At 69.0% G+C, this 20,843-nt stretch carries 18 protein-coding genes; 5 read left to right on the top strand and 13 right to left on the bottom strand.

The genetic code is table 11. The annotated features are described in order from the left end of the window. Nucleotide 1: 1 nt before the first annotated feature. The 10 genes from QM728_RS00365 to QM728_RS00320 all read right to left on the bottom strand — a co-directional run bounded on the left by QM728_RS00365 (nucleotide 2) and on the right by QM728_RS00320 (nucleotide 11,355). On the bottom strand, nucleotides 2-535 hold the full coding sequence (locus QM728_RS00365; RefSeq protein ID WP_415030072.1) for a DUF732 domain-containing protein: 534 nt from the start codon (nucleotides 533-535) through the stop codon (nucleotides 2-4). A gap of 138 nt (nucleotides 536-673) precedes the next feature. Continuing rightward, nucleotides 674-2,254, bottom strand: a complete 1,581-nt coding sequence (gene fadD1, locus QM728_RS00360) for a fatty-acid--CoA ligase FadD1 (RefSeq protein ID WP_415030071.1) — start codon at nucleotides 2,252-2,254, stop codon at nucleotides 674-676. A gap of 234 nt (nucleotides 2,255-2,488) precedes the next feature. Beyond that, nucleotides 2,489-3,943 carry a Re/Si-specific NAD(P)(+) transhydrogenase subunit beta gene (gene pntB / locus QM728_RS00355; protein WP_415030070.1) on the bottom strand — a complete coding sequence of 485 codons (1,455 nt, stop codon included), beginning with the start codon at nucleotides 3,941-3,943 and terminating at the stop codon, nucleotides 2,489-2,491. Between the two features lie 4 nt (nucleotides 3,944-3,947). Then, complete coding sequence (locus tag QM728_RS00350; RefSeq protein WP_415030069.1) at nucleotides 3,948-5,507, bottom strand: Re/Si-specific NAD(P)(+) transhydrogenase subunit alpha; 1,560 nt, start codon at nucleotides 5,505-5,507, stop codon at nucleotides 3,948-3,950. A gap of 262 nt (nucleotides 5,508-5,769) precedes the next feature. Then, nucleotides 5,770-7,248 carry an FAD-binding protein gene (locus QM728_RS00345; RefSeq protein ID WP_415030068.1) on the bottom strand — a complete coding sequence of 493 codons (1,479 nt, stop codon included), beginning with the start codon at nucleotides 7,246-7,248 and terminating at the stop codon, nucleotides 5,770-5,772. A 34-nt stretch (nucleotides 7,249-7,282) separates the two neighbouring features. Continuing rightward, the gene (locus QM728_RS00340) at nucleotides 7,283-7,744 is read right to left on the bottom strand and encodes a nitroreductase family deazaflavin-dependent oxidoreductase (protein ID WP_415030067.1); all 462 of its coding nucleotides are present in this window, start codon (nucleotides 7,742-7,744) and stop codon (nucleotides 7,283-7,285) included. A gap of 8 nt (nucleotides 7,745-7,752) precedes the next feature. Next, nucleotides 7,753-8,085 carry a metal-sensitive transcriptional regulator gene (locus tag QM728_RS00335; RefSeq protein ID WP_415030066.1) on the bottom strand — a complete coding sequence of 111 codons (333 nt, stop codon included), beginning with the start codon at nucleotides 8,083-8,085 and terminating at the stop codon, nucleotides 7,753-7,755. A 55-nt stretch (nucleotides 8,086-8,140) separates the two neighbouring features. After that, a complete protein-coding gene (locus QM728_RS00330) occupies nucleotides 8,141-8,734 on the bottom strand; it encodes a hypothetical protein (RefSeq protein ID WP_415030065.1) in 594 nt (197 codons plus the stop codon). Between the two features lie 66 nt (nucleotides 8,735-8,800). After that, a complete protein-coding gene (gene nadB / locus QM728_RS00325; protein ID WP_415030064.1) occupies nucleotides 8,801-10,441 on the bottom strand; it encodes an L-aspartate oxidase in 1,641 nt (546 codons plus the stop codon). Between the two features lie 119 nt (nucleotides 10,442-10,560). Beyond that, nucleotides 10,561-11,355, bottom strand: a complete 795-nt coding sequence (locus QM728_RS00320; protein ID WP_415030063.1) for an alpha/beta fold hydrolase — start codon at nucleotides 11,353-11,355, stop codon at nucleotides 10,561-10,563. 112 nt (nucleotides 11,356-11,467) lie between these two features. Between QM728_RS00320 and QM728_RS00315 the strand changes: the two genes are divergently transcribed. Beyond that, nucleotides 11,468-12,871, top strand: coding sequence for an ABC1 kinase family protein (locus QM728_RS00315; RefSeq protein ID WP_415030062.1), 1,404 nt, complete (start codon nucleotides 11,468-11,470; stop codon nucleotides 12,869-12,871). A 36-nt stretch (nucleotides 12,872-12,907) separates the two neighbouring features. Further along, nucleotides 12,908-14,335 (top strand): DUF3068 domain-containing protein, encoded by a 1,428-nt coding sequence (locus QM728_RS00310; RefSeq protein ID WP_415030061.1) that lies wholly within the window; start codon nucleotides 12,908-12,910, stop codon nucleotides 14,333-14,335. On the opposite strand, the gene QM728_RS00305 is transcribed toward QM728_RS00310, so the two are convergent. After that, nucleotides 14,332-15,060 carry a TMEM165/GDT1 family protein gene (locus QM728_RS00305; RefSeq protein WP_415030060.1) on the bottom strand — a complete coding sequence of 243 codons (729 nt, stop codon included), beginning with the start codon at nucleotides 15,058-15,060 and terminating at the stop codon, nucleotides 14,332-14,334. The two genes, QM728_RS00310 and QM728_RS00305, sit on opposite strands and share 4 nt — an antisense overlap. Before the next feature lie 179 nt (nucleotides 15,061-15,239). Further along, nucleotides 15,240-16,241: an alpha/beta hydrolase gene (locus QM728_RS00300; protein WP_415030059.1), complete on the bottom strand. Its 1,002-nt coding sequence runs from the start codon at nucleotides 16,239-16,241 to the stop codon at nucleotides 15,240-15,242. A gap of 387 nt (nucleotides 16,242-16,628) precedes the next feature. Between QM728_RS00300 and QM728_RS00295 the strand changes: the two genes are divergently transcribed. Then, nucleotides 16,629-17,471 carry a 3-hydroxybutyryl-CoA dehydrogenase gene (locus tag QM728_RS00295; protein ID WP_415030058.1) on the top strand — a complete coding sequence of 281 codons (843 nt, stop codon included), beginning with the start codon at nucleotides 16,629-16,631 and terminating at the stop codon, nucleotides 17,469-17,471. Between the two features lie 6 nt (nucleotides 17,472-17,477). Here the strand turns inward: QM728_RS00295 and QM728_RS00290 are convergent, their stop codons facing one another. Then, nucleotides 17,478-18,530 (bottom strand): alpha/beta hydrolase, encoded by a 1,053-nt coding sequence (locus QM728_RS00290; protein WP_415030057.1) that lies wholly within the window; start codon nucleotides 18,528-18,530, stop codon nucleotides 17,478-17,480. A gap of 60 nt (nucleotides 18,531-18,590) precedes the next feature. Here QM728_RS00290 and QM728_RS00285 point away from each other — a divergent pair, with 60 nt between their 5' ends. Together QM728_RS00285 and QM728_RS00280 are read left to right on the top strand one after the other, a co-directional pair. Beyond that, nucleotides 18,591-20,264, top strand: a complete 1,674-nt coding sequence (locus tag QM728_RS00285) for an FAD-binding dehydrogenase (protein WP_415030056.1) — start codon at nucleotides 18,591-18,593, stop codon at nucleotides 20,262-20,264. A gap of 29 nt (nucleotides 20,265-20,293) precedes the next feature. Further along, on the top strand, nucleotides 20,294-20,743 hold the full coding sequence (locus QM728_RS00280; protein WP_415030055.1) for a hypothetical protein: 450 nt from the start codon (nucleotides 20,294-20,296) through the stop codon (nucleotides 20,741-20,743). The last annotated feature ends 100 nt before the right edge of the window (nucleotides 20,744-20,843 follow it).

Genomic DNA, 20,843 nt, shown 5'->3' with positions numbered 1-20,843 from the left:
ATCAACAGTAGTACTCGTTGGCGGCCCGGATGACCTTGTCCGCCTTGATGTTCGCCGACTCGACGGTCTTCTCGCCGGGGCCGACGGCAGCGACGACGAAGGCCTTCATCGACGTCGGGTCGCCGCCCTTGCCGCGCTGGTCGCACACGAACTGGGCCATCGTGAAGGCGATCGTGTTGTCGGTGTCGCCCAGGATCACCACGTGCTGGCGCTTGAGGGCGTCGAGGTACCGCTGCTGCTTCGCGCTGACCGGCGCCTTGGGGGCGTCGGGCTTCTTGGGCGGCGTCGACGATGCGCCGGGGAAGTCCTTCGGCTGCGTCGTCGACGGGTTCGGCACGGTGGCCGGCATGCCGGGTTTGGAGGTGTCGGTGCCCGATGGCGGGGTGATCGTCGGCGACTCGAAGTGGGTGGTCGTCACCTCGGCCGCGCTGATCGGCGCCGTCGCCGTCGAATCATCACCGCCGCAGCCCGTGCTCACCGCCGCGACCAGACCCGCCGCCACCGCGACGAGCGTGATCCGCTGGAACCCTGTCACCGTTCTCCCACTTCCTAAGCCTTTGCCCGGGCAGGCGTTGCCCGGGCACTCAACCGCCCAGGCTACCCGCGAATGTGCGCCAACCGGCGCACCCGAAGCGGTGAACCTGCGGGAATGGCGAAGATTCTTGGCTGACTCTCAGTCGGTGGGCGAGAAAGTCTTCTCGCGGGCACCGCGCACCCACAGGTGCTCCTCGTCGTGGGCGGTCGCACCCTGGTGCTTGAGCTCGCGCTTGAGGATCTTGTTGGTGGCCGTCGACGGCAGCTTTCCGCTGATCCGCACATAGCGCGGCCACGCCTTGGGCGAGAGGTCCGGCTGCTCGGACAGGAACGCGGACAGCGCCTCCGGCGTCAGCTTCTCCTCGCCGGTCGGCACGATCGCGGCCATCACCGCGTCGCCGACCGTCTCGTCGGGCACGCCGTACACGGCCACCTGGCCGATCTGCGGCATCCGCTGCAGGATCCGCTCGATGGGACCGGCGGCGAGGTTCTCGCCGTCGACGCGCAGCCAGTCGCCGCTGCGGCCGGCCAGGTAGATCCAGCCGTCGGCGTCGACGTAGCCGAGGTCGCCGGACCAGTACATGCCGTCGCGCATGCGCTCGGCGGTCGTCTTCTCGTCGTTGTAGTAGCCGGTGAACATCCCAGCGCCCTGCGTGTTGACGATCTCGCCGATAGCGTCGTCGGCGTTGGCGAGGGCGCCGTTCTCATCGAACTCGGCCGTCGCGCACTCCTTCGACGTCTCCGCGTTGTAGACGGCGACGCCGGGGAAGCCCTTGCCGATCGAGCCGTGCGGGGTGCCGGGCTCGCGAGTGATGATGATGGCCAGCTCGCTGGAGCCGTAGCCGTCCCACACCATGCAGTTGAAGCGGCGGGCGAAGTCGTCGATGTCGCGGTCGGAGGCCTCGTTGCCGAAGGCCGCGCGCAGCGTGTTCTCGCCGTCGTCGGGCTTCTCCGGGGTCGCCAAGATGTAGGCCAGCGGCTTGCCGACGTAGTTCATGTACGTCACGTTCCACTTGCGGACGTCGTCCAGGAACGTCGACGCGGAGAACTTGGCCGGCACGATCGCGGCGCCGCTGGTGGCGGCCACGCAGTAGCCGCCGAGCAGCGCGGCCGAGTGGAACAGCGGCATCGACAGGTAGCAGATGTCGCCCGAGGTGATCCCGAACTTGTCCACCAGCGGCGGCCCGGCGAACGGGATCAGCATGTGGGCGAGCTGCACCGGCTTCGGGTCGCCGCTGGTGCCGGAGGTGAAGATCAGCATGAACGGGTCGGTCGCTTCGGGCGTCGAGTGCGGGACCAGCTCGGGCGCCTTCGCGACACGCTCGGTCCACTCCTTCGCCGAGGTGTTCACGACCTCGCAGTCGCCGAGGTCGAGGCCGTCGAGCAGCGGCAGGTGCTCGTCGTCGGTGAGCAGAATCTGGCAGTCGGCGCGCTTGATGTCGCGGGCCAGGCCCTCGCCGCGGCGGGTGTTGTTGATGCCCGCGGTGACGTAGCCGCCGAGGGCGCCGGCCGCGATGGCGATGAGCATCGTCGGGGTGTTCCCGAGCAGCACGCCGATGTGCATCGGGCGCTGTTTGTCCGCCGCGGCCAGCACCGTGGCGGCGACCTTGCGGGCGTCGGCGAGGTACTCCCGCCACGTCCACGTGCCGGTGTCGTGGAGGATCGCGGTGTTGTCGTCGTCAGCCCGCTCGGCGAGCAATTCGGTCACAGTGGCAGCCATGACCCAAATCTAGAACGTGTTTCAGAAACGCGCGGCGGATTGTCCGTTTTCCCGCCGAGTGGGCGGTCCCGACCCGCCGAGTGGGCGGCCCCAACCCGCCGAGTGGGCGGCCCCGACCCGCCGAGTGGGCGCCCCCAACCCGCCGAGTAGGCGGTCCCGACCCGCCGAGTGGGCGGCCCCAACGCATCGTGCCCGGCTCCTCGTCGGAGGAACCGGGCACGGCAGCGTCAGCGCCTAGTGGCCGAGCGCGGCGATGATGTCGTCGACGCGGTCCTTGGCGTCGCCGAACAGCATCTGCGTGTTGTCCCGGAAGAACAGCGGGTTCTGCACGCCGGCGTAACCGGCGGCCATCGACCGCTTGAACACGACGACGTCCTTGGCGTTCCACACCTCGAGGACGGGCATGCCGGCGATGGGCGAACCCGGGTCCTCGGACGCGGCCGGGTTGACCGTGTCGTTGGCGCCGATGACCAACACGACGTCGGTGTCGCCGAAGTCGTCGTTGATCTCGTCCATCTCCTCGACGATGTCGTACGGCACCTTCGCCTCCGCGAGCAGCACGTTCATGTGCCCGGGCAGGCGGCCGGCGACGGGGTGGATGCCGAAGCGGACGTCGACGCCCTTGTTGCGCAGCTTCTGCGTCAGGTCGGCGACCGGGTATTGCGCCTGCGCGACGGCCATGCCGTAGCCGGGGGTGATGATGACCGACTTGGCACCGGCCAGCATCTCGGCGACGGTCTCAGCGTTGACCTCGCGGTGCTCGCCGTAGTCGGTGTCGTCCGACGTCGGGGCCTCGATGCCGAAGCCGCCGGCGATGACGGAGAGGAACGAGCGGTTCATCGCCTTGCACATGATGTAGCTCAGGTACGCACCCGACGACCCGACGAGCGCGCCGGTGACGATGAGCAGCACGTTGCCGAGCAGGAAGCCCGCCGCCGCGGCGGCCCAACCGGAGTACGAGTTCAGCATCGACACGACGACCGGCATGTCGCCGCCGCCGATCGACGCCACCAGGTGCCAACCCAGGAACAGCGCCAGTGCGGTGATCGCGGCCAGCAGGATCCACGGGGTCTTGCCGGTGTGTCCGTCGGTGGTGACGTACCAGGCGGTCAAAGCCGCGAACAGCACCAGCGAGCCGACGTTGATAACGTTCTTGCCCGGCAGCATCAGCGGGGCGGACTTCATCCGCGCCGACAGCTTCAGGTTGGCGACGATCGATCCGGTGAAGGTGACCGCACCGATGAAGATGCCGATGGCGATCTCCGCCTCGTGCACGTTGGTCAGCGTGCGGATGTCGCCCGGGTTGACGCCGCTGCTGTGGAAGCCGCCGAGGGCGCCGTTCCAGCCGATGAGCACGGCGGCCAGGCCCACGAAGGAGTGCAGCAGCGCGATGAGCTCGGGCATGCCGGTCATCTCGACGACCTTGGCGCGCCAGAAGCCGATGGCCGCACCGATCGCCATGGCGGCGAACAGGATCGTGATGGGCAGCCACTTGTCCTTGAGCGCGTCCATGTCGTGGACGGCCGAAACGATGGTGGCGATCAGGGCGATCCCCATGCCGACGAGGCCGTAGGTGAGGCCGCTCTTGGCCGTCTCATGCTTGGACAGCCCGGCGAGCGACAGGATGAACATCAGCGCGGCGATGATGTACGCCGCGGTGGTGATGGCGGGAATGACTCCGGTGATCATTGGGTCAGGCCCCCTTGCTGAACATGGCGAGCATGCGACGAGTCACCGCGAAGCCACCGAAGACGTTGATGGATGCGACCAACACTGCGATGCCGGCGAGCACCCGGATGGCGAGGGTCGTCCCGTCGCCGAGGTGCATTTTCACCGGATCGAAGGCGAGCTGCACGATGGCGCCCACGACGACGATGCCGGAGATGGCGTTGGTGACCGACATCAGCGGCGTGTGCAGCGCATGCGCGACGTTGCCGATGACGTAGTAGCCGATCACGATGGCCAGTGCCAGCACGGTGAAGTACTCGGGCAGCGGGTCCGGCGAGACGAAGATCAGGCCGGCGAACGCCAGCAGGCCGACCAGCGCGATGCCTACCTTCTTGGCCGGCGACATCGGCGCCTTGGGCTCGGGTGCCTCGACCTGCGCGACCTCGGCCTTGGGGGCCGCGGACACCTGCACCGGCGGCGGCGGCCACATGCCCTCGCCGTCCTTGGTGACGGTGAGGCCGCGCTGCACGACGTCGTCCATGTCGAGGTCGATCTGGCCGTTCTTCTCCGGCGTGATCAGCTTCATCAGGTTGACGATGTTGGTGCCGTACAGCTGCGAGGTCTGCGCTGCCAGGCGCCCGGCCAGATCGGTGTACCCGAGGATCGTCACACCGTTCTTCGTGACGATCTTCTTGTCCTTCTTTGTGCCCTCGACGTTGCCGCCGTTGGCCGCGGCCATGTCGACGATGACCGAGCCGGGCTTCATCTCGGCGACGGTCTCGGCGGTGATGAGCTTCGGCGCGGGACGGCCGGGGATCAGCGCGGTGGTGATGACGATGTCGGCCTCGCGGGCCTCCTCCGCGTACATCGACGCGGTGGCGGCCTCCTGCTCGGCGGTCATCTCCTTGGCGTAGCCGTCCTCGGACTTCTCCGCCTCGAAGTCGATGTGGACGAACTCGGCGCCCATCGACTCGACCTGCTCGGCGACCTCCGGACGGACGTCGAAGGCACGCACGATGGCACCCATCGAGGACGCGGCGCCGATAGCGGCGAGGCCGGCGACACCGGCTCCGACGACGAAGACGCGGGCGGGCGGGATCTTGCCGGCGGCGGTGACCTGACCGGTGAACATGCGGCCGAACTCGTGGGCGGCCTCGACGACCGCGCGGTAGCCGGCGACGTTGGCCATCGACGACAGCACGTCCATCGACTGCGCGCGCGAGATGCGCGGCACGGCGTCCATCGCGAGGGCGGTGACGCCCGCCTTCTGCAGCTTCTCGACGAGTTCGGGGCTGCGGGCCGGGGCCATCATCGAGATGAGGACGGCGCCGCGCTTGAGCTTGCGGATCTCGGCATCGGTCGGGGCGTTGACCTTCACGACGATGTCGGCGCCCCACGCATCCGACGCGCTGCCGACGCGGGCGCCGGCGTCGACGAAGGCCCGGTCCGACTGCTCGGCGAGAGTGCCGGCACCCTTCTCGATGACGACCTCGTAACCGAGGCCCTCGAGTTGACCCACCGTCTTCGCGGTGGCCGCGACGAGGGTCTCGCCCGACTTCTTCTCCTTGGGGACGCCGATCAGCATGTCACTGCCTCCCCGCGCACGACTCCAACACTCATGTGCCGCTTCCTTTGCTTGACGTCGTTGTCAAAACGCGTGCCGCATATGCACGTGATCACCGACTCGCGCACTACTCCAAGCCGGTGATCGGTACCAGGCGACACGCTGCGCGGCACCTTCGATGCCGCGTGGGTCACAAACTGTCGATGAACATAACACGGTGCACGGTCCCACCTTCAGCCACAGTCGGATACCTCACACTTGGCCCGCGGGTGCGACGCCGGGTTCAGGCTTTGGCGCTCGCGGCGGCGTGCTTGCCGGCCCGACGCCCGAAGTAGGAGCCCTCGCCGAGCTGGGTGCCGCTGGCGTAGCCCTTGCCGTCCTGGGCGAGGTTCGCCGCGCAGGCGCCCGCCGCGTACAGCCCGGGGATGGGCTTGCCGCTCTCGTCGAGCACCTCGGCGTCGACGCTGGTGGCCATGCCGCCGATGGTGAACCCGGCGTACATCGCCTTGCCCAGGCTCATGTCGAACGCCGCCCACGGTCCCTGGTCCTGTGCGGCGAGGAACTCCTCGCCCTTGTGGAACTCGGGGTCCTCGCCCTTGGCGGCGTGCTCGTTGTAGTTGCCCAGCGTCTCGACGAGGTTGCCCGCCGGGATACCCAGGTCCTTCTCCATCTCCTCGACGGTCTCCCAACCGTCGATGAAGGGGCACAGCGGCATCTCGGGACGCTTCATGTGCGCCTCGTCGACGATGAGGAAGGCCGCAGAGTCGGGCTGCTCCATCACGAACTGCGAGGTGCGCGAGTGGTAGCTGTCCTCGGTGACGAACCGCTTGCCGTCCTTGTTGACGACGATGCCGGTCAGCAGGATCGACGGCGGGTAGACCGGCGCGGTCACGAAGGCCGAGTCCATGTGCTTGAGCTTGGCCCCGACGGAGGCGCCCATCCGGATGCCGAGGCCGTCGTCGTAGGTGCTGCCGAGGACGAAGGGCTTCTCGGCCATGTGCGGGACGTGCTCGGCGACCATCTCGGGGTTCATCACGAAACCGCCCGCGGCGATGACGACGGCACCCGCGCGGATGTAGCCCTCGCCCTCGGTCGACTTCCAGCGGACGCCGACGACCTTGCCGTCGTCGACGACGAGGTTGCGCGCGCCGACCTCGTAGCGGACCTCGACGCCGAGTTCCTGCAGGGCCTCCTGCAAGAAGTCGATGACCATCGACGCGCCGCCGGTGTCGCCGGGCTTGGGGACCTTGTGGCCGCGCGGGGCGGGCTTGGCGATGTTCTTGAAGGGGTAGACCTTCTCGTTGCCGGTGAACATCAGGCCCTCGGTGTTGGGCTGGATGACGGCCTTGCCCGGGAAGTACGAGCGCTCGAACTTCACGCCGAGGTCTTCGAGCCAGTTGAAGTGCTCGACGCTGTCGACGCAGTAGGCGTGGATCTTCTCCGGCTCCGGGTCGGGCGAGACCGCGGTGATGTACTTCTCCATCTCCTCGGCGGTGTCCTCGTGGCCGGTCGCCTGCTGCACCGCCGTGCCGCCGCCGAGGTAGAAGTGGCCGCCGGCCATGCGGGTGGTGCCGCCGGCGTCGGCGCCGCGCTCGAGCACCAGCACCTTGGCCCCGGCGCGCGCGGCCTCGACGGCGGCACTCCCGCCGCCGATGCCGAAGCCGATGATCAGCACGTCGACGGTGTCGGAGTAGTCGGTGACGGTGGAGGCGTCGATGGCCTCGGGAATGGTCGTGCCCTTGGCGTCCAGCGCGGTAGTCATGCCGGTCAGACTACTGCACGAACTAGAACGTGTTTCAGTTTCCCGACAGTGCGAGTTCCACCATCGGCAATGCGGTCACCGGAGCCCCGACGGCGGCCTCGATCGCGCCGCGCAGCCGCTCCCACGCCTGCGGATGCTTCTCCTGATAGGCCGCGAGCGCCGCCGACGCCTCATCGTCGGACATCATCCGCGCCCGAGTCGGGATGGACCGCCGACGACCGATAGAAACGCGGCACACCGGGTTGGCCGCGAGGTTCTGGTACCACTGCGATGCTGCCCCAAAACCGCTCACGACGACGACGCGGTCGGGCGCCGGGCGTTCGACGACTTCGAGGCAGACGTAGCGCGGCTCGCCCGACTTCCGCCCGATGTGCTCGAGCATCAGGATGCGCGAGCCGAACAGCCAGCCGAAGCCATGCCGGTACGCGCCGATGGGCGCGCGCACGAACCAACGATCCCGCAGGAGTCGGGCGAGCAAGCGATCGGTCACCGGCATCGTCGGGGCTATTTCACGAACCGGGAGATCGCGGCCATCGCCTCGTCGATCTTCTCCTGCGCCTCGTCGCCGCCCTTGGCCGCCGCGTCGACGACGCAGTGGTTCATGTGGTCGGTCAGCAGGCCCAGGCTGACGGACTGGAGCGCCTTGGTCATCGCCGACACCTGGGTGAGGATGTCGATGCAGTACGCATCCTCCTCGACCATGCGCTGCAGTCCGCGGGCCTGACCCTCGATCCGGCGCAGGCGCTTGAGGTAGTCGTCCTTGGCCGCGATGTAGCCGTGGTGGTGGCCGGCGTCGCCGTCGCACTGACAGTCGGCGGCCGTGGTCTGCTCGGTCATCGAAGGGCTCCTCTCGCCGTTGGCGATATACCCCCCAATGGTATCCGGAACCGGGCTATGACGGCCGGTTCCGCAGGACCTCGGCCAGCTTCTCGACGGCGGCGGCCAGCTCGTCGATGGCCTCGCGGACGTCGTCGCCCTCCGGCTCGGCCGGTGCGGGTGAAGTGGGATCGGGCGCTGCGGCGGGCCATGGCGACGGCTCGGCAACCGCCTCGACGACGTCTTTCTCCACCGTGGTGACCTCGACGTCGAGCGGTTCGCCCGGGTCGGGGGCGCTCGCCGCTGCCTCGTTCTCCTCGGGGAGGGGCACCGAGATGTCCAGCGGGTCGGCGGGGGGCGCCGGCTCGTCGGGGTTGCCGTAGAAGTGCATCCCGCCGTGCGCGATGAACAGCAGGCACTGCGTACCGGCGAGGTTGTGCATCCGGCAGGGCTCGTTGTCAACGATGCGGTGGGACTGGCCGGGGATGTCGTTCCAGAGCAGCCACGGGCGGCGGTCGCTGCGCGGTGCCGTGCTCGCGTCGGTGCCGTGGTCGCCGGAGTGGCCGTCGGACAGTCGGCAGGTCAGCAGCCAATTGGCGTCGGCGGCCAGGCCGAGCGCTGTCCGCTCGGGCTCGGTGGCGACTGCTGTAGCCCAGCACGCACCCGTCACAACTGCACCGCCTTCCCCCTCGGGGCCGCGCCCCGGGAACGTCCCCGAGGGTAACCGGGATCGGCCCTACGGCGCGACACCCCGATCCGCGAGTCCCGACCCGCCGACGAAGCCGTCGTCGGTCAGCCGGAAGTCGTTCGAGCGGGCCTGGCCGTCGTCGGCATCCGGGAAGTCGACGCGGCTGTGGCACCCGCGCGACTCGGTGCGCGCCAGCGCGGCGGCGCACACCCCGCCGGCGATCAGCGTCAGCGCCGCGTCTTCGTGATCTGCCCGGCTGCGCAGTTCGACGACCGGTGCCGCGGCAAGCTCGGCGGCCACCGCGCGCAGGCCGTCGGCGTCGCGGCGCAGCGCCACGCGGCGGCTCATCAGGTTCTGCAGCTCGTCGCGCGGCATCACCCGCGCCGTGCGAACCCCACTGTTCGGGACCTCCCCACCACCGGAAGCCCGCTGGGTTTGTCCCGCGGGCTTCGAAGCCCGGCCGATGGCCGCGGCGGCGGCACGGCCACCCATGACCAGACCTTCCAGGAGGCTGTTGGACGCGAGGCGGTTGGCGCCGTGCAACCCGGTGCGCGCGCACTCCCCCGCGGCGAGCAGCCCGGGCAAATCCGTACGACCATCCTCGTCGGTGACGATGCCGCCGCACAGGTAGTGGGCGCCGGGGACGATCGGGATCAGACCCGTCGAGATGTCGACGCCGGCGGCCTCGATACCCGCGCGGACCGTCGGGAAGCGCTTCGCGAAGTCGTCCATGTCGGAGATGTCGAGATAGGCGCAGTCGGCGCCGGTGCGCTCGATGGCGGCCTCCACGGCCCGGGCGACGACGTCGCGCGGGGCGAGGTCGCCCATCGGGTGCACGCCCTCGGTGACCGAATTGCCCTCGGCGTCGACGAGCTTGGCGCCCTCGCCGCGCAGCGCCTCGCTGACCAGTGAGCGCCGACCGCGCGCGCCCGCGACGTAGAGCATCGTGGGGTGGAATTGGATGAACTCGAGGTCGGCGACGCGGGCTCCGGCGCGCAGCGCCAGGGCGATGCCGTCGCCGGTCGCGCCGCCGGGGTTGGTCGTCGCGGCGTAGAGGTGTCCCGCGCCGCCGGTGGCGAGCAGGACCGTCGGCGCGTCCAGCGTGCCAGTGGACGTCGATGTCCCGTCGTCGACCAGGTACGCCACACCGGCGACCTCGCCGTCGGGTCCGGTGACGATCTCGGTGGCCGACGCATGGTTGAGGAGCTCGAGGTCGAGGCCGGACGCGATGGCCTCGTTGGTGGCGCGCTCGAGGGCGCGCTGCACCTGGGCGCCGGTCGCGTCGCCGCCCGCGTGGATGATGCGGCGCACGCTGTGCCCGCCCTCGCGGGTGCGCCGCAGGCGGCCGTCGGCGTCGCGGTCGAACTCGGCGCCGTCGTCGATGAGTGCGGAGACCGACGCCCAGCCCTCGCCGACGATCGTCTCGGTCGGGTCTGGTGCGACGAGGCCGGCGCCTGCGGCGAGGGTGTCGGAGACGTGGAGCGGGACCGAGTCCTCCGGGTTGTCGGGCAGGACGACGGCGATGCCGCCCTGTGCGTAGAAGGTCGCGGTTGGGCGCTCCGGCTGCCCCGAGTCGGCGCCGGAACCCTTGTTGAGCACGACGACGCGCAGCCCGGCGCGCGCCGCTTTGAGCGCAGCGGTCAGCCCGGCGACACCGGCACCCACGACGATCAGGTCGGCACTGCGCATCTCGCGGCCCTCCGTAGTTTTCGACTTGTAATCGAAAACCCTACCCCCTCGCGACGAACCGCACACTCGGCGAGGTCCGACCGCCCACTCGGCGTTGATTGACCGCCCACTCGGCGGATTTAGCGGAGGAAGTCGGCGGCGAGCTTTCCCCAGGTGGCGTGGTCGGCGGGGTTGTCGGCGACGTGGAGCTCGGCGTTCGGGAGGGCCTCGGCAAGGAGCTCCCCCGACGACACCGGGTGCGTCGGATCGCCGGTCCAGCTCAGGATCAGCGTCGGCTGGATGATCGTCGCGAGCTGCTCGCGCGGCGGCAAGTCGGTTTGCGCCGCCCCGCGGAACACCGCCGGCAAGACCTCGCGGGTGCACATGATCGGGGTGATGTTGCGCTTGCCGTCGGCCAGTGCGGGCGAGGCCGGAACGTCGACGCTGAGCTTCGCCAGCGCGGCGATCCCCTGGTCCTGCACCAGCTGCGCCGACCCCATGCGCACGCCATTGGTCGGCCGGCGGGTCTCCCAGAACGTCGGCGGGTTGCACAGCACCAGGCGACGGAAGCGATCCCGCCGGGTCAGCACCGCGCTGAGAATCGTCGCCGATCCCATCGACGACCCCATCGCATCGACGCGCGCCCCCACCGGCGGCTGCACGGCCTCGATCAGGCCCAGCAGGTCCTGGCCGAGTTCGTACCAGGTGTACTCGCGCGGGTCGGTGCCGCCGCTGGAGCGACCGTGCCCGCGGGCGTCGTAGCGGATCAACCGGTGCTCGGCCGACACCGGCCGCCAATCGAACTGCCCGGCGCTCTCCTGGGTGTAGGCCGCCGAGTTCATCCCATGTGCCCAGATGACCGGCGAGCCGGTGCCGGTCGAGTTGTAGGCGAGTCGCGCACCGCGAACGTCTGCGTACTGGAATGGCGGGGTCATGGCCGCAGCATACGGCCGGTCGAGCACGGCGAGGGCGATTCGACTCCGCAGGACCTAGGCCCCACCGCGCAGATTCGAGTTCGCATGCCGGTCCTCGGTAGAATTGCCCGCCATGAGTGCAGGACGCAGCAACCCGCGGCGCGCAGCCCCGACGAAGGTGCGGTCCACCTTGCCGAAGGTGAACCCACTGCACGAACTGGGTCGCGCCGGAGTCACCGGACTGGCCGCCGCGGCGGGCGTGACCCGCTTCGTCGGCAAGAGCGCCATCGGCGCGGTCCAGGGCCGCAAACCGTCGCGGCGCGACGTCGCCCGCGAGGTCCGCAACACCTTTGAGAGCCTGGGCCCGACCTACGTGAAGCTCGGTCAGCTGATCGCCTCGAGTCCCGGCGTCTTCACCGAGGAGATGTCGTCCGAGTTCGAATCCCTCCTCGACGACGTCGCGCCGGCCGACCCCAAGGCGATCGCCGCGCTGTTCAAGGAGGAGTTCGGCAAGCGGCCCGACGAGGTCTTCGCCGAGTTCGATCCCGAGCCGATCGCATCGGCCTCGATCGCGCAGGTCCACACCGCCAAGCTGCACGACGGCACCGACGTCGTCGTCAAGATTCAGCGCCCCGGCATCGGCGACCGCCTCGCCCCCGACGTCGCGATCTTGGAACGCGCGGCCGGCCTGATCGAGATCAGCGAATACGGCCGCATGCTGTCTGCCCGGCACGTCGTGGAGGACTTCGCCAATGGCCTCGACGAGGAGCTCGACTTCCGCAACGAGGCCGCCGCGATGCGCGAGTGGTTCGAGTGCCTGCAGTCCAGCGACTTCGGCGACCAGGTCCGCGTGCCGACCGTCTACGACGACTACACGACCCCGCGTGTCATGACGATGGAGCGCATCTACGCGACCCGCATCGACGACGCGGCCGCGGTCAAGACCGCCGGGCACGACGGCGTCGCGCTGTGCCGCACGCTGTTCCTGTCGCTGATGGAGTCCGCCTTCCACGGCGGGCTGTTCCACGGCGACCTGCACGCCGGCAACGTGCTCGTCGACGACGACGGCAAGCTCGTCCTGCTCGACTTCGGCATCGTCGGCCGGTTCACCCCGCGCACGCGGCGCATCCTGCGCCAGCTCGTCTACGACTTGATCGTCCGCAAGGACTACGAGTCGGCCGGGCGCGGCATCTTCCTGCTGGGCGCGGTCCACAACCCGGGGTCGAGCGCCAAGGGCGGCGCCGACATCAAGCAGGTCGCCATGCCGATGACCAGCACCGAGCTGGGCGAGATGTCCTACACCGACCTCGGCCGGCAGATGGCCGCCGTTGCCAAGGCCCACGACGCCCGCCTGCCGCGCGAGCTGGTCCTCGTCGGCAAGCAGCTGCTGTACGTCGAGAAGTACATGAAGCTGCTCGCGCCGCGCTGGAAGGCCATGGCCGACCCGCAGATCTTCGGCTACATGTCGTCGATCATGAAGGAGGCCGAGCGCGATCGTCGCGCCGATCAGGCCGCCAAGAAGTCGGCCGACGGCTAAGCCGGATCACAGGTCACGCCCGTTAAGCTGGTCGGCATGAAACGTTTCGTCCTGGGTGCGCTGGCCTTCCTCAGCTTTGCGTGCCTGACCGCGGCCGTCGGGACGAAGCTCTTCCTCGTGCCGCAGTTGCGCGTCGTGCCCCTCGACCTGGACATCACCAGCGTCGCGACGACCGTGCCCGCCGACGGCCAGGCCGGCAACCGCTTCCCGGCGACCGTCTTCGACCGCTGCTCGATCCGCGGCAAGAAGGCCGAGACCTTCGAGGCGCACCTGACCCAGCAGCGCCGCTCGCGGATCGTCGAGCCCTCCGACCGCCGCCAGGCGACGATCCAGTCGGCGCAGACGGTGCGGATCGACCGCATCCGCGAGGGCGACGGCAAGGAGTCGGACCCGACGATGGCCAAGGCCGGCGAGGAGCGCACCTGCAAGGACGGGCTGCTCAACGCCACCGTCGACCGCGTCTCGGTCAGCCGGCGCTCCTCGGTGCCCAACGGCGCGGTGAACAGCATCCAGGTCGAGGCCACCCCGGAGGACGGCAAGGTGAGCGACGTGTCCGTCGACGCCAAGCGCAAGGGCTTCCAGTACAAGTTCGGCTTCAACGTCAAGAAGCGCGACTACCTCTACTACGACCTCACCACCCGCCAGGACACGCGCGTGAAGTTCGTCGACGAGAAAGTCATCGACGGGGTGAAGACCTACCACTTCCAGACCGAGGTCCCCGAGACGGATCTGTCGACGCTGGAGACTCCGCAGGGCGAGGCCGCGCTGGGCACGATGCTGACGATGCCGGCGCGCTGGTGGGGCATCAGCGGCAAGGGCGTCAAGCCGGGCGACAAGATCTCGATGCACCGCTACGCGTCGTCGACGCGGCACGTGTGGGTGGAGCCGCAGACGGGCACCATCGTCGACGGCCGCGAGGATCAGAAGCAGTACTTCAAGTCGCCGGACCAGACCGACGACCAGCCGCGGGCGATTCGCGAATTCACCCTCCCGGCGCTCACGGCCACCTTCCAGTGGAACAAGGAGACCTCCACCGAGCAGGCGGCGCGCGCGACCAAGTACATGGGCCAGCTGAAGCTGGGCCAGGAGAAGCTGCCGTACATCCTCGGCGGCATCGGCGGCCTGTTGCTCCTGCTGTGGCTGGCCGGGCTGTACTTCACGCGCGGCTCGCAGGACGCCGCGGCGAAGAAGCCCGCCAAGTCCGACGACGATGCGACGCCCGCCGAGGGCACCCCCGCCGTCGACGACGGGCCGGCGCCGTGGGAGGACGAGCCCGCTACGACCGTGATGAGCACCGGGGTGACCACCACCGGCAGCGTGCCGATCATCGTCGCGCCGGATCCTTCGGCGCCGACCACCGCCTTCGGTGTCCCCGCCGTCGACGACGAGCACTGGCACTACAACCAGCACGGCCAATACGTCGCCGATCACGAGGAGCCCCCGGCTCCGCCGGAGACTCGTTAGCGGCGGGACTCCTCCAGCTCTCGCGCCACCGCTGCGGCGTCGGCGACCCGTTCGCCCGAGGCGGCCCGCTTCCCGCGCACCCGGCGGATCTCGACGACACCCGCGCCGATGATCGCCGCGGTCAACAGCAGGGTGCCGACCACGACGCCCGCGGCCGCCCCGGACAGGCCCTCGTAGAGCAGCCAGGCGCCGAAGGCGAAGAACAGGGCCGCCGCGCCGCGGCTGATGACCTTGGGCGGGAGGTGGCGGACCAGCGCGGCCCCGAGGAGGATCGCGAGGGCGTCGGCGGCGACCATGCCCAGCGTCGAGCCGATCCACACGCCGACCCAGTTGTTGTTGGTCGCCAGCGCGACGGTGGTGAACATCGTCTTGTCGCCGAGCTCGGCCAGGAAAAACGCCCCGGTGATCGCCAGGAAGGCCGACGCCCCGATGCGCGCCGGACGCATCGGGCCCGGGTCGATGGTGTCGCCGCGCAGGGTCCACAGGCCGAACACGATCATGGCCAGGCCCGCGACGACGGCGGTGAGGTGCGTCGGGATGGAGGCGCCGACGAAGTGGCCGACGCCGACCGACAGCAGGTGGATGACGGCGGTGGCCGTCGTGATGGCGGCGATGACGGTCCACGAGCGGTAGCGCATCGCGAACATCATCGCCATCAGCTGCGATCGGTCGCCCAGTTCGGCGACGAAGACCACGCCGAAGCTGAGCACCAGAGCAGCAATCATGCGTCCGACGGTAAACGGCCCCGCACGGGGTCGCAACAGATGGATTTCCCGTATTTATGCAGGTGGGGGGCACAAAATCAGGGTTTTGGGTTGCCTAACTTCTACTCCCGGGAACCCTGGGCGAAAAAGAACTCGGGGCCACCGCGTTGCGGTGACCCCGAGTCCATGGTTCTGCTGGGCTAGCTGCTGCCCATGCTGCCGGTGCCGAAGTTGTTGACACCGGTGCCGCCGCCGAAGAACGACGGGCGGAAGGTCTTGTAGTAAGACTCCTTGAAGCGACGCTGCCAGTAGTCCCACCAGTGACCGCCGTCGGGCGAGATGTGGGTGGTGACGCGAGCGCCGACCGTCTGGACGCGGGCGATGTACATCTGGCTGCTGATCGACGCGGCGGTCTCCAGCGGCACCATCTGCACGAAGCGCATCGGGTCGAAGTTCGGGCTGCCCGGGTTGATCGCGGTGTCGTACTTGCTGGTGATACCGGTGCCCGAGGAGATGTACACGTACTTGCCGGCCAGGTTGCCCGCCGACAGGAACGGGTCGTTGGCGGCCCACTGGCCACCCGGGTAGAAGCCCCACATGTTGTTGGGGTCGCCACCGATCTCGGCGACGGACGCCTGGATGCCCTGGGTGAAGCCCGGCATGGTGACCGTCGGGTAGCCGCTGTAGGAGGCGACCGAGCGGTAGAAGCGCGGGTGGCGCGACGCCAGGTTCAGCGCCGAGGTGCCCGACATCGACAGGCCGCCGATGCCGTTGCGGCGGTTGTCCGAGGAGTACTTCCGCTTCATGTAGCGCGGGAGCTCACGGGTCAGGAAGGTCTCCCAGCGGTTCAGGCCCAGACGCGGGTCGCGGCGCTCCCAGTTGGTGTAGAAGCTGCCGGCACCGCCGAAGGGCATGACCAGGTTGACACCCTTGCCACGCATGAAGCGGGCGACGTTGGTGTTGATCAGCCAGCCGGTGTCGTTGGCCGGGGCGCGCAGACCGTCCAGCAGGTAGATGGTCGGGGCGTTGGGCCGGTTGGCCGAGACGACGTACACGGGGATGCGCTTGTGCATCGAACGCGAGTAGACGTAGTCGGTGGCCCGGCGGGCGTCGGCGTCCGACGTCGTAACGGCCGTAGCCAGGCCGGCGCCGACCATCACGGTCAGGGCACCGGCGGTCAGCCGAGTGGCTCGAGTCAACATTCGTTGTAGTCCTTTGATTGGACAGCCCGCACTGATTTCGTACCGGGCTGCTTCGTCTTCTGGAATTGCTCGGATACCGCGTCAGGGACGACGTGGCTCCGGTCGCAGACAAGTGTAACGGCTAGATAACAGAGGGGCAAAAGGTTCCGGGGAGTCCGCCGGCCTTCCCTCCGGTGGATTGGGCATGTGACAACCCTATGACGTGCGGGTATGCAGACCACATCGGATTCGTCACAGAATAAACACGGTGCCACTCCAGATTACTCAGACCACAGCGGTCACAGCGCGGCGGCCCCTGCCATTGGCGACGGCCCCGCGGTGCGGTTGGATCGATGCCGGACCACCCGCGCGGTCGGCGCGGACACCTGGAGCGTAGGAGCGACACAGATGAAGAATGTCGGAGTGATCGGCGGCGGCACGATGGGAGCGGGGATCGCCGAGGTCGTCGCCAAGGCCGGTTCGACGGTGCGCGTGCTCGAGCGCGCCGAGGCCGTCGACGCCGCGCAGGAGCGGATCGCCAAGAGCCTGGCGCGCGGCGTCAAGGCCGGCAAGCTCAGTGAGGCGGACGCCGACGCCGCCCTCAAGCGCGTCACGGTCACCACCGACATCGACTCCTTCGCCGACTGCGAGCTGGTCGTCGAGGCTATGCCGGAGATCGAGTCGCTGAAGCTGGAGTACTTCCACAAGCTCGACGAGATCGTCAAGCCGACCGCGATCCTCGCGACCAACACGTCGTCGATCCCGGTGATCCGCCTGGCGAACGCCACCAAGCACCCCGAGCGCGTGCTGGGCATGCACTTCTTCAACCCGGTGCCGGTAATGAACCTCGTCGAGCTGGTCACCACCCTCAAGGTCGATCCGGACGTCGTGCGGAAGGCGAAGGACTTCGCGTCCAAGACGCTCGGCAAGAAGACCATCGAGTCCAAGGACCAGGCCGGCTTCATCGTCAACGCCCTGCTGGTGCCGTACCTGCTCAGCGCGATCCGCATGTACGAGACCGGTTTCGCCAGCGCCGAGGACATCGACGAGGGCATGGTGAACGGCTGCGGCCACCCGATGGGCCCGCTGCGCCTGGCCGACACCGTCGGCCTCGACGTCTGCCTGCCGATCGCGGAGAGCCTGTACGCGGAGTTCAGCGAGCCGCAGTACGCACCGCCGGTGCTGCTGCGCCGCATGGTCGACGCCGGCTACTACGGCCGCAAGTCCGGCCGCGGGTTCTACGAATACTGAGCGGCCCTAGCCGGTCACCCGGCGCACGAAGTCGATCGACTCGGCCAGCGCTCGCTGCGCCTGCGGCGTCGCCAGTTCGAACTGGAACTCGTGCTGCAGCTGGGCCGGCTCCGACTTGTCGTAGATCAACGTCGAGACGTCGACGCCCTTCTCCTTGAGGGCTGCGACGAACGGGATGCTCTGCGTCGGCGTCAGGGCGTCGGCGTTGCCGGCGCTGACCCACGTCGGCGGGTACTGCCCGGTGATGTGCTTGATCGTCGACATCTGATCGGCGGCGGCCGACGGCAGCTCACGACTGCCGGTGTAGGCCCAGAGGGTGTTGTTCACGCCCCAGCTGAAGATCCGGGCGATCGCGCTGTGCGGGTGATCCTTGGGGCCGAGCGTAAAGGCGTCGTAGACACCGCAGTTGAGCAGCGCCCCGCGCAGACTCGACGCACCGATGCCCGGTGTCACGCCGACCCGCTGGGCGAACTCCGGATTCGTGATGAGGGCGGCCAGCTGCGACGCGAGGTTGGCCCCGGCCGAATCGCCGGCCAGCACGATCTTGCCGGGATCGACGCCGTAGTCGGCGGCATGGTCGACGGCGAACCGCAACCCCTCGCTCAACTGCTTGACCGCCAGCGGGTACCGGCGGTCGGGCGCCAGCGAGTAGTTCAGCGACAGGACCGTGAAGCCCGCTCCGGCGAGCCGGGTCAGGTAGTGCGCCATATCCGTCTTGTCGCCGGACACCCAGCCGCCGCCGTGGATCCACACGATCGTCGGCGCCGGGCCCGTCGCCCCCGGTGCGCGGTAGACGTCGAGCATCGTGTCGGCCGGATACTTGCCGGCCACGGGTGAATCCGCCGGGGCGTACGAGATGTTGCTCGTGACCTGAACGTTCTTGTCGGCGTACTCCGCGTTGCGCTCGTGCATGGCGGCGCCGCCTTTGTCGAACACCTGGCGGGTCAGCACGGCCCCCGGCGTCGGCGTCACCTGGAGCACGAAGACGAGAGTGGCGAGGACGAACACGAGTGCGCTGAGGGCCCACCAGAGCCAGCCGCTGGTCAGAATCCGCTTCATGGCGTCCAGCATGCCCGACGACCTGTCGGGTTGCCGGTATTCCCACTACGCTCGGCACCCATGGGATCGCAGACCGACTTCGCCCCCGACGCCATCGTGGTCGGCTCCGGCCTGGCCGGACTCGTCGCCACCTACGAATTGTCGAAGGCGGGCAAGAAGGTGCTCGTCGTCGACCAGGAGAACCGCAACAACCTGGGCGGCCAGGCGTTCTGGTCGCTCGGCGGGCTGTTCCTCGTCGACACCCCGGAGCAGCGTCGCCTGGGCATCCACGACTCCGAAGAGCTCGCGCTGACCGACTGGCTGGGCTCCGCCGGTTTCGACCGCGACGACGAGGACTACTGGGGCCGCCAGTGGGCGCGGGCCTACGTGCACTTCGCCGCGACGGAGAAGCGCGACTACCTCCACGACCTCGGCCTGCGCATCACCCCGATCGTCGGCTGGGCCGAGCGCGGCGGCGGCTTCGCCGACGGGCACGGCAACTCGGTCCCCCGCTTCCACCTCACCTGGGGCACCGGCCCGGAGGTGGTGCGCGTCTTCGCCGAACCGGTCCTCGACGCCGAGCAGCGCGGCCTGGTCCGCTTCGCCTTCCGCCACCGCGTCGACGACCTCATCGTCGAGAACGACGCCGTCGTCGGCATCCGCGGGGCACGACTGGCCCCCACCGACGCCGACCGCGGCATCGCCACCTCGCGCGACGTCGTCGACGAGTTCGAGTACCGGGCGCCGCAGACGATCGTCACCACCGGCGGTATCGGCCACAACCACGAGCTCGTTCGCGACAACTGGCCCGTCGACCGCCTCGGTCCGGTCCCGAAGCACATGATCGCCGGTGTGCCCGCCTACGTCGACGGCCGCATGCTGGGCATCGCCGAGGCCGCCGGCGCCAACCTGGTCAACCGCGACCGGATGTGGCACTACACCGAGGGCATCCACAACTGGGATCCCATCTGGCCCGACCACGCCATCCGGATCATCCCCGGGCCGTCGTCGCTGTGGCTCGACGCGAACGGCAACCGCCTGGCCCCGCCGAACTTCCCCGGCTTCGACACCAACTCGACGATGAAGGCGATCCTCGCCACCGGCCACGACTACTCGTGGTTCATCCTCACGCAGTCGATCGTCGAGAAGGAGTTCGCGCTCTCCGGCTCCGAGCAGAACCCCGACATCACCGAGAAGAGCATCAAGGTCACCGCCAAGAGCCGCCTCGCCAAGGGGGCGCCCGGGCCCATCCAGAACTTCCTCGACCACGGCGAGGACTTCGTCACCGCGCCGACGCTGGCCGAACTCGTCACCAAGATGAACGCCATCAGCCGTGGTCCGAAGCTCGACCTGAACGACGTCGAGCGCATGGTGTCCGCGCGCGACGCCCAGCTCGACAACAAGTACTCCAAGGACGCGCAGCTGATGGCCATGACCAACGCGCGGCAGTACCTGGGCGACAAGGTCGTGCGCGTGGCCAAGCCGCACAAGCTCACCGACCCCAAACACGGCCCGATGATCGCGGTCCGGCTCAACATCCTCACCCGCAAGACCCTCGGCGGCATCCAGACCAACCTGGACTCACAGGTGATGGGCGCCGACGGCAACCCGGTCCCCGGGCTGTACGCCGCGGGCGAGGTCGCCGGATTCGGCGGCGGCGGGGTGCACGGGTACAACGCCCTCGAGGGCACCTTCCTCGGCGGCTGCATCTTCTCCGGCCGCGCCGCGGGTCGGGCGGCTGCGCGCAACGCCTGAGTGTCAGTCCTCGGCGATACCGTCCGCGCATGGAGAATCTGATCGGTGAACTCGGCGCGGCCCTCGGTGCAGACCAGGCCGAGCGAAAAGGCAAGCTCGAGGCCCTGTGGGACAGCATCGACCCAGGCGACCACGCGGCGCGGTGCATCGCGGCGCACTACATCGCCGACGCCCAGGACGACCTCGACGAGGAGCTCGCCTGGGACGAGCGTTCTTTAACCGAATCAGCCTTCGTGTCCGATGCCCAGTTGCAGGCCATCCACCCGACCCTGTCCGTCGTCGGGTTCCTCCCCTCCCTGCACCTGAACCTGGCCGACGGCTACCGGCGCCTGGGGAGGTTCGACAGCGCTCGGGCCCACTTGGAGAAGAGTCGCGAGTTTGACTTCGCCCTCGACGACGCCGATCCCGCGTACGCGGCCGGCATCCGCGACGCGCAAGCCGGCGTAGCCGACAAGATCAGCGTCGAAGACCTGTCATGACACCGGTGATCCAAGCCTGACCTGCACAAACCAAAGCCCGCCTAACGACGTAACGTCCGTCACCGTTTCGCCATGACACCGGCGCCGGCGGCACTGCTCT

It is taken from the genome of Gordonia sp. (in: high G+C Gram-positive bacteria) (assembly GCF_047602025.1).
In the GTDB taxonomy this organism is placed as follows: domain Bacteria; phylum Actinomycetota; class Actinomycetes; order Mycobacteriales; family Mycobacteriaceae; genus Gordonia.
Note: the sequence above shows the minus strand (reverse complement) of the source record. Positions and strands in the feature narration are given on the sequence as shown.

What these genes read in the sequence shown, in the direction of transcription:
- QM728_RS00310 (WP_415030061.1), top strand. Translation starts at nt 12,908, where the DNA reads ATGAAACGTTTCGTCCTGGGTGCGCTGGCCTTCCTCAGCTTTGCGTGC.
- QM728_RS00280 (WP_415030055.1), top strand. Translation starts at nt 20,294, where the DNA reads ATGGAGAATCTGATCGGTGAACTCGGCGCGGCCCTCGGTGCAGACCAG.
- QM728_RS00295 (WP_415030058.1), top strand. Translation starts at nt 16,629, where the DNA reads ATGAAGAATGTCGGAGTGATCGGCGGCGGCACGATGGGAGCGGGGATC.
- QM728_RS00345 (WP_415030068.1), bottom strand. Translation starts at nt 7,248, where the DNA reads ATGACTACCGCGCTGGACGCCAAGGGCACGACCATTCCCGAGGCCATC.
- QM728_RS00285 (WP_415030056.1), top strand. Translation starts at nt 18,591, where the DNA reads ATGGGATCGCAGACCGACTTCGCCCCCGACGCCATCGTGGTCGGCTCC.
- pntB (WP_415030070.1), bottom strand. Translation starts at nt 3,943, where the DNA reads ATGATCACCGGAGTCATTCCCGCCATCACCACCGCGGCGTACATCATC.
- fadD1 (WP_415030071.1), bottom strand. Translation starts at nt 2,254, where the DNA reads ATGGCTGCCACTGTGACCGAATTGCTCGCCGAGCGGGCTGACGACGAC.
- QM728_RS00320 (WP_415030063.1), bottom strand. Translation starts at nt 11,355, where the DNA reads ATGACCCCGCCATTCCAGTACGCAGACGTTCGCGGTGCGCGACTCGCC.
- QM728_RS00340 (WP_415030067.1), bottom strand. Translation starts at nt 7,744, where the DNA reads ATGCCGGTGACCGATCGCTTGCTCGCCCGACTCCTGCGGGATCGTTGG.
- nadB (WP_415030064.1), bottom strand. Translation starts at nt 10,441, where the DNA reads ATGCGCAGTGCCGACCTGATCGTCGTGGGTGCCGGTGTCGCCGGGCTG.
- QM728_RS00315 (WP_415030062.1), top strand. Translation starts at nt 11,468, where the DNA reads ATGAGTGCAGGACGCAGCAACCCGCGGCGCGCAGCCCCGACGAAGGTG.
- QM728_RS00335 (WP_415030066.1), bottom strand. Translation starts at nt 8,085, where the DNA reads ATGACCGAGCAGACCACGGCCGCCGACTGTCAGTGCGACGGCGACGCC.
- QM728_RS00305 (WP_415030060.1), bottom strand. Translation starts at nt 15,060, where the DNA reads ATGATTGCTGCTCTGGTGCTCAGCTTCGGCGTGGTCTTCGTCGCCGAA.
- QM728_RS00350 (WP_415030069.1), bottom strand. Translation starts at nt 5,507, where the DNA reads ATGCTGATCGGCGTCCCCAAGGAGAAGAAGTCGGGCGAGACCCTCGTC.
- QM728_RS00300 (WP_415030059.1), bottom strand. Translation starts at nt 16,241, where the DNA reads ATGTTGACTCGAGCCACTCGGCTGACCGCCGGTGCCCTGACCGTGATG.
- QM728_RS00290 (WP_415030057.1), bottom strand. Translation starts at nt 18,530, where the DNA reads ATGAAGCGGATTCTGACCAGCGGCTGGCTCTGGTGGGCCCTCAGCGCA.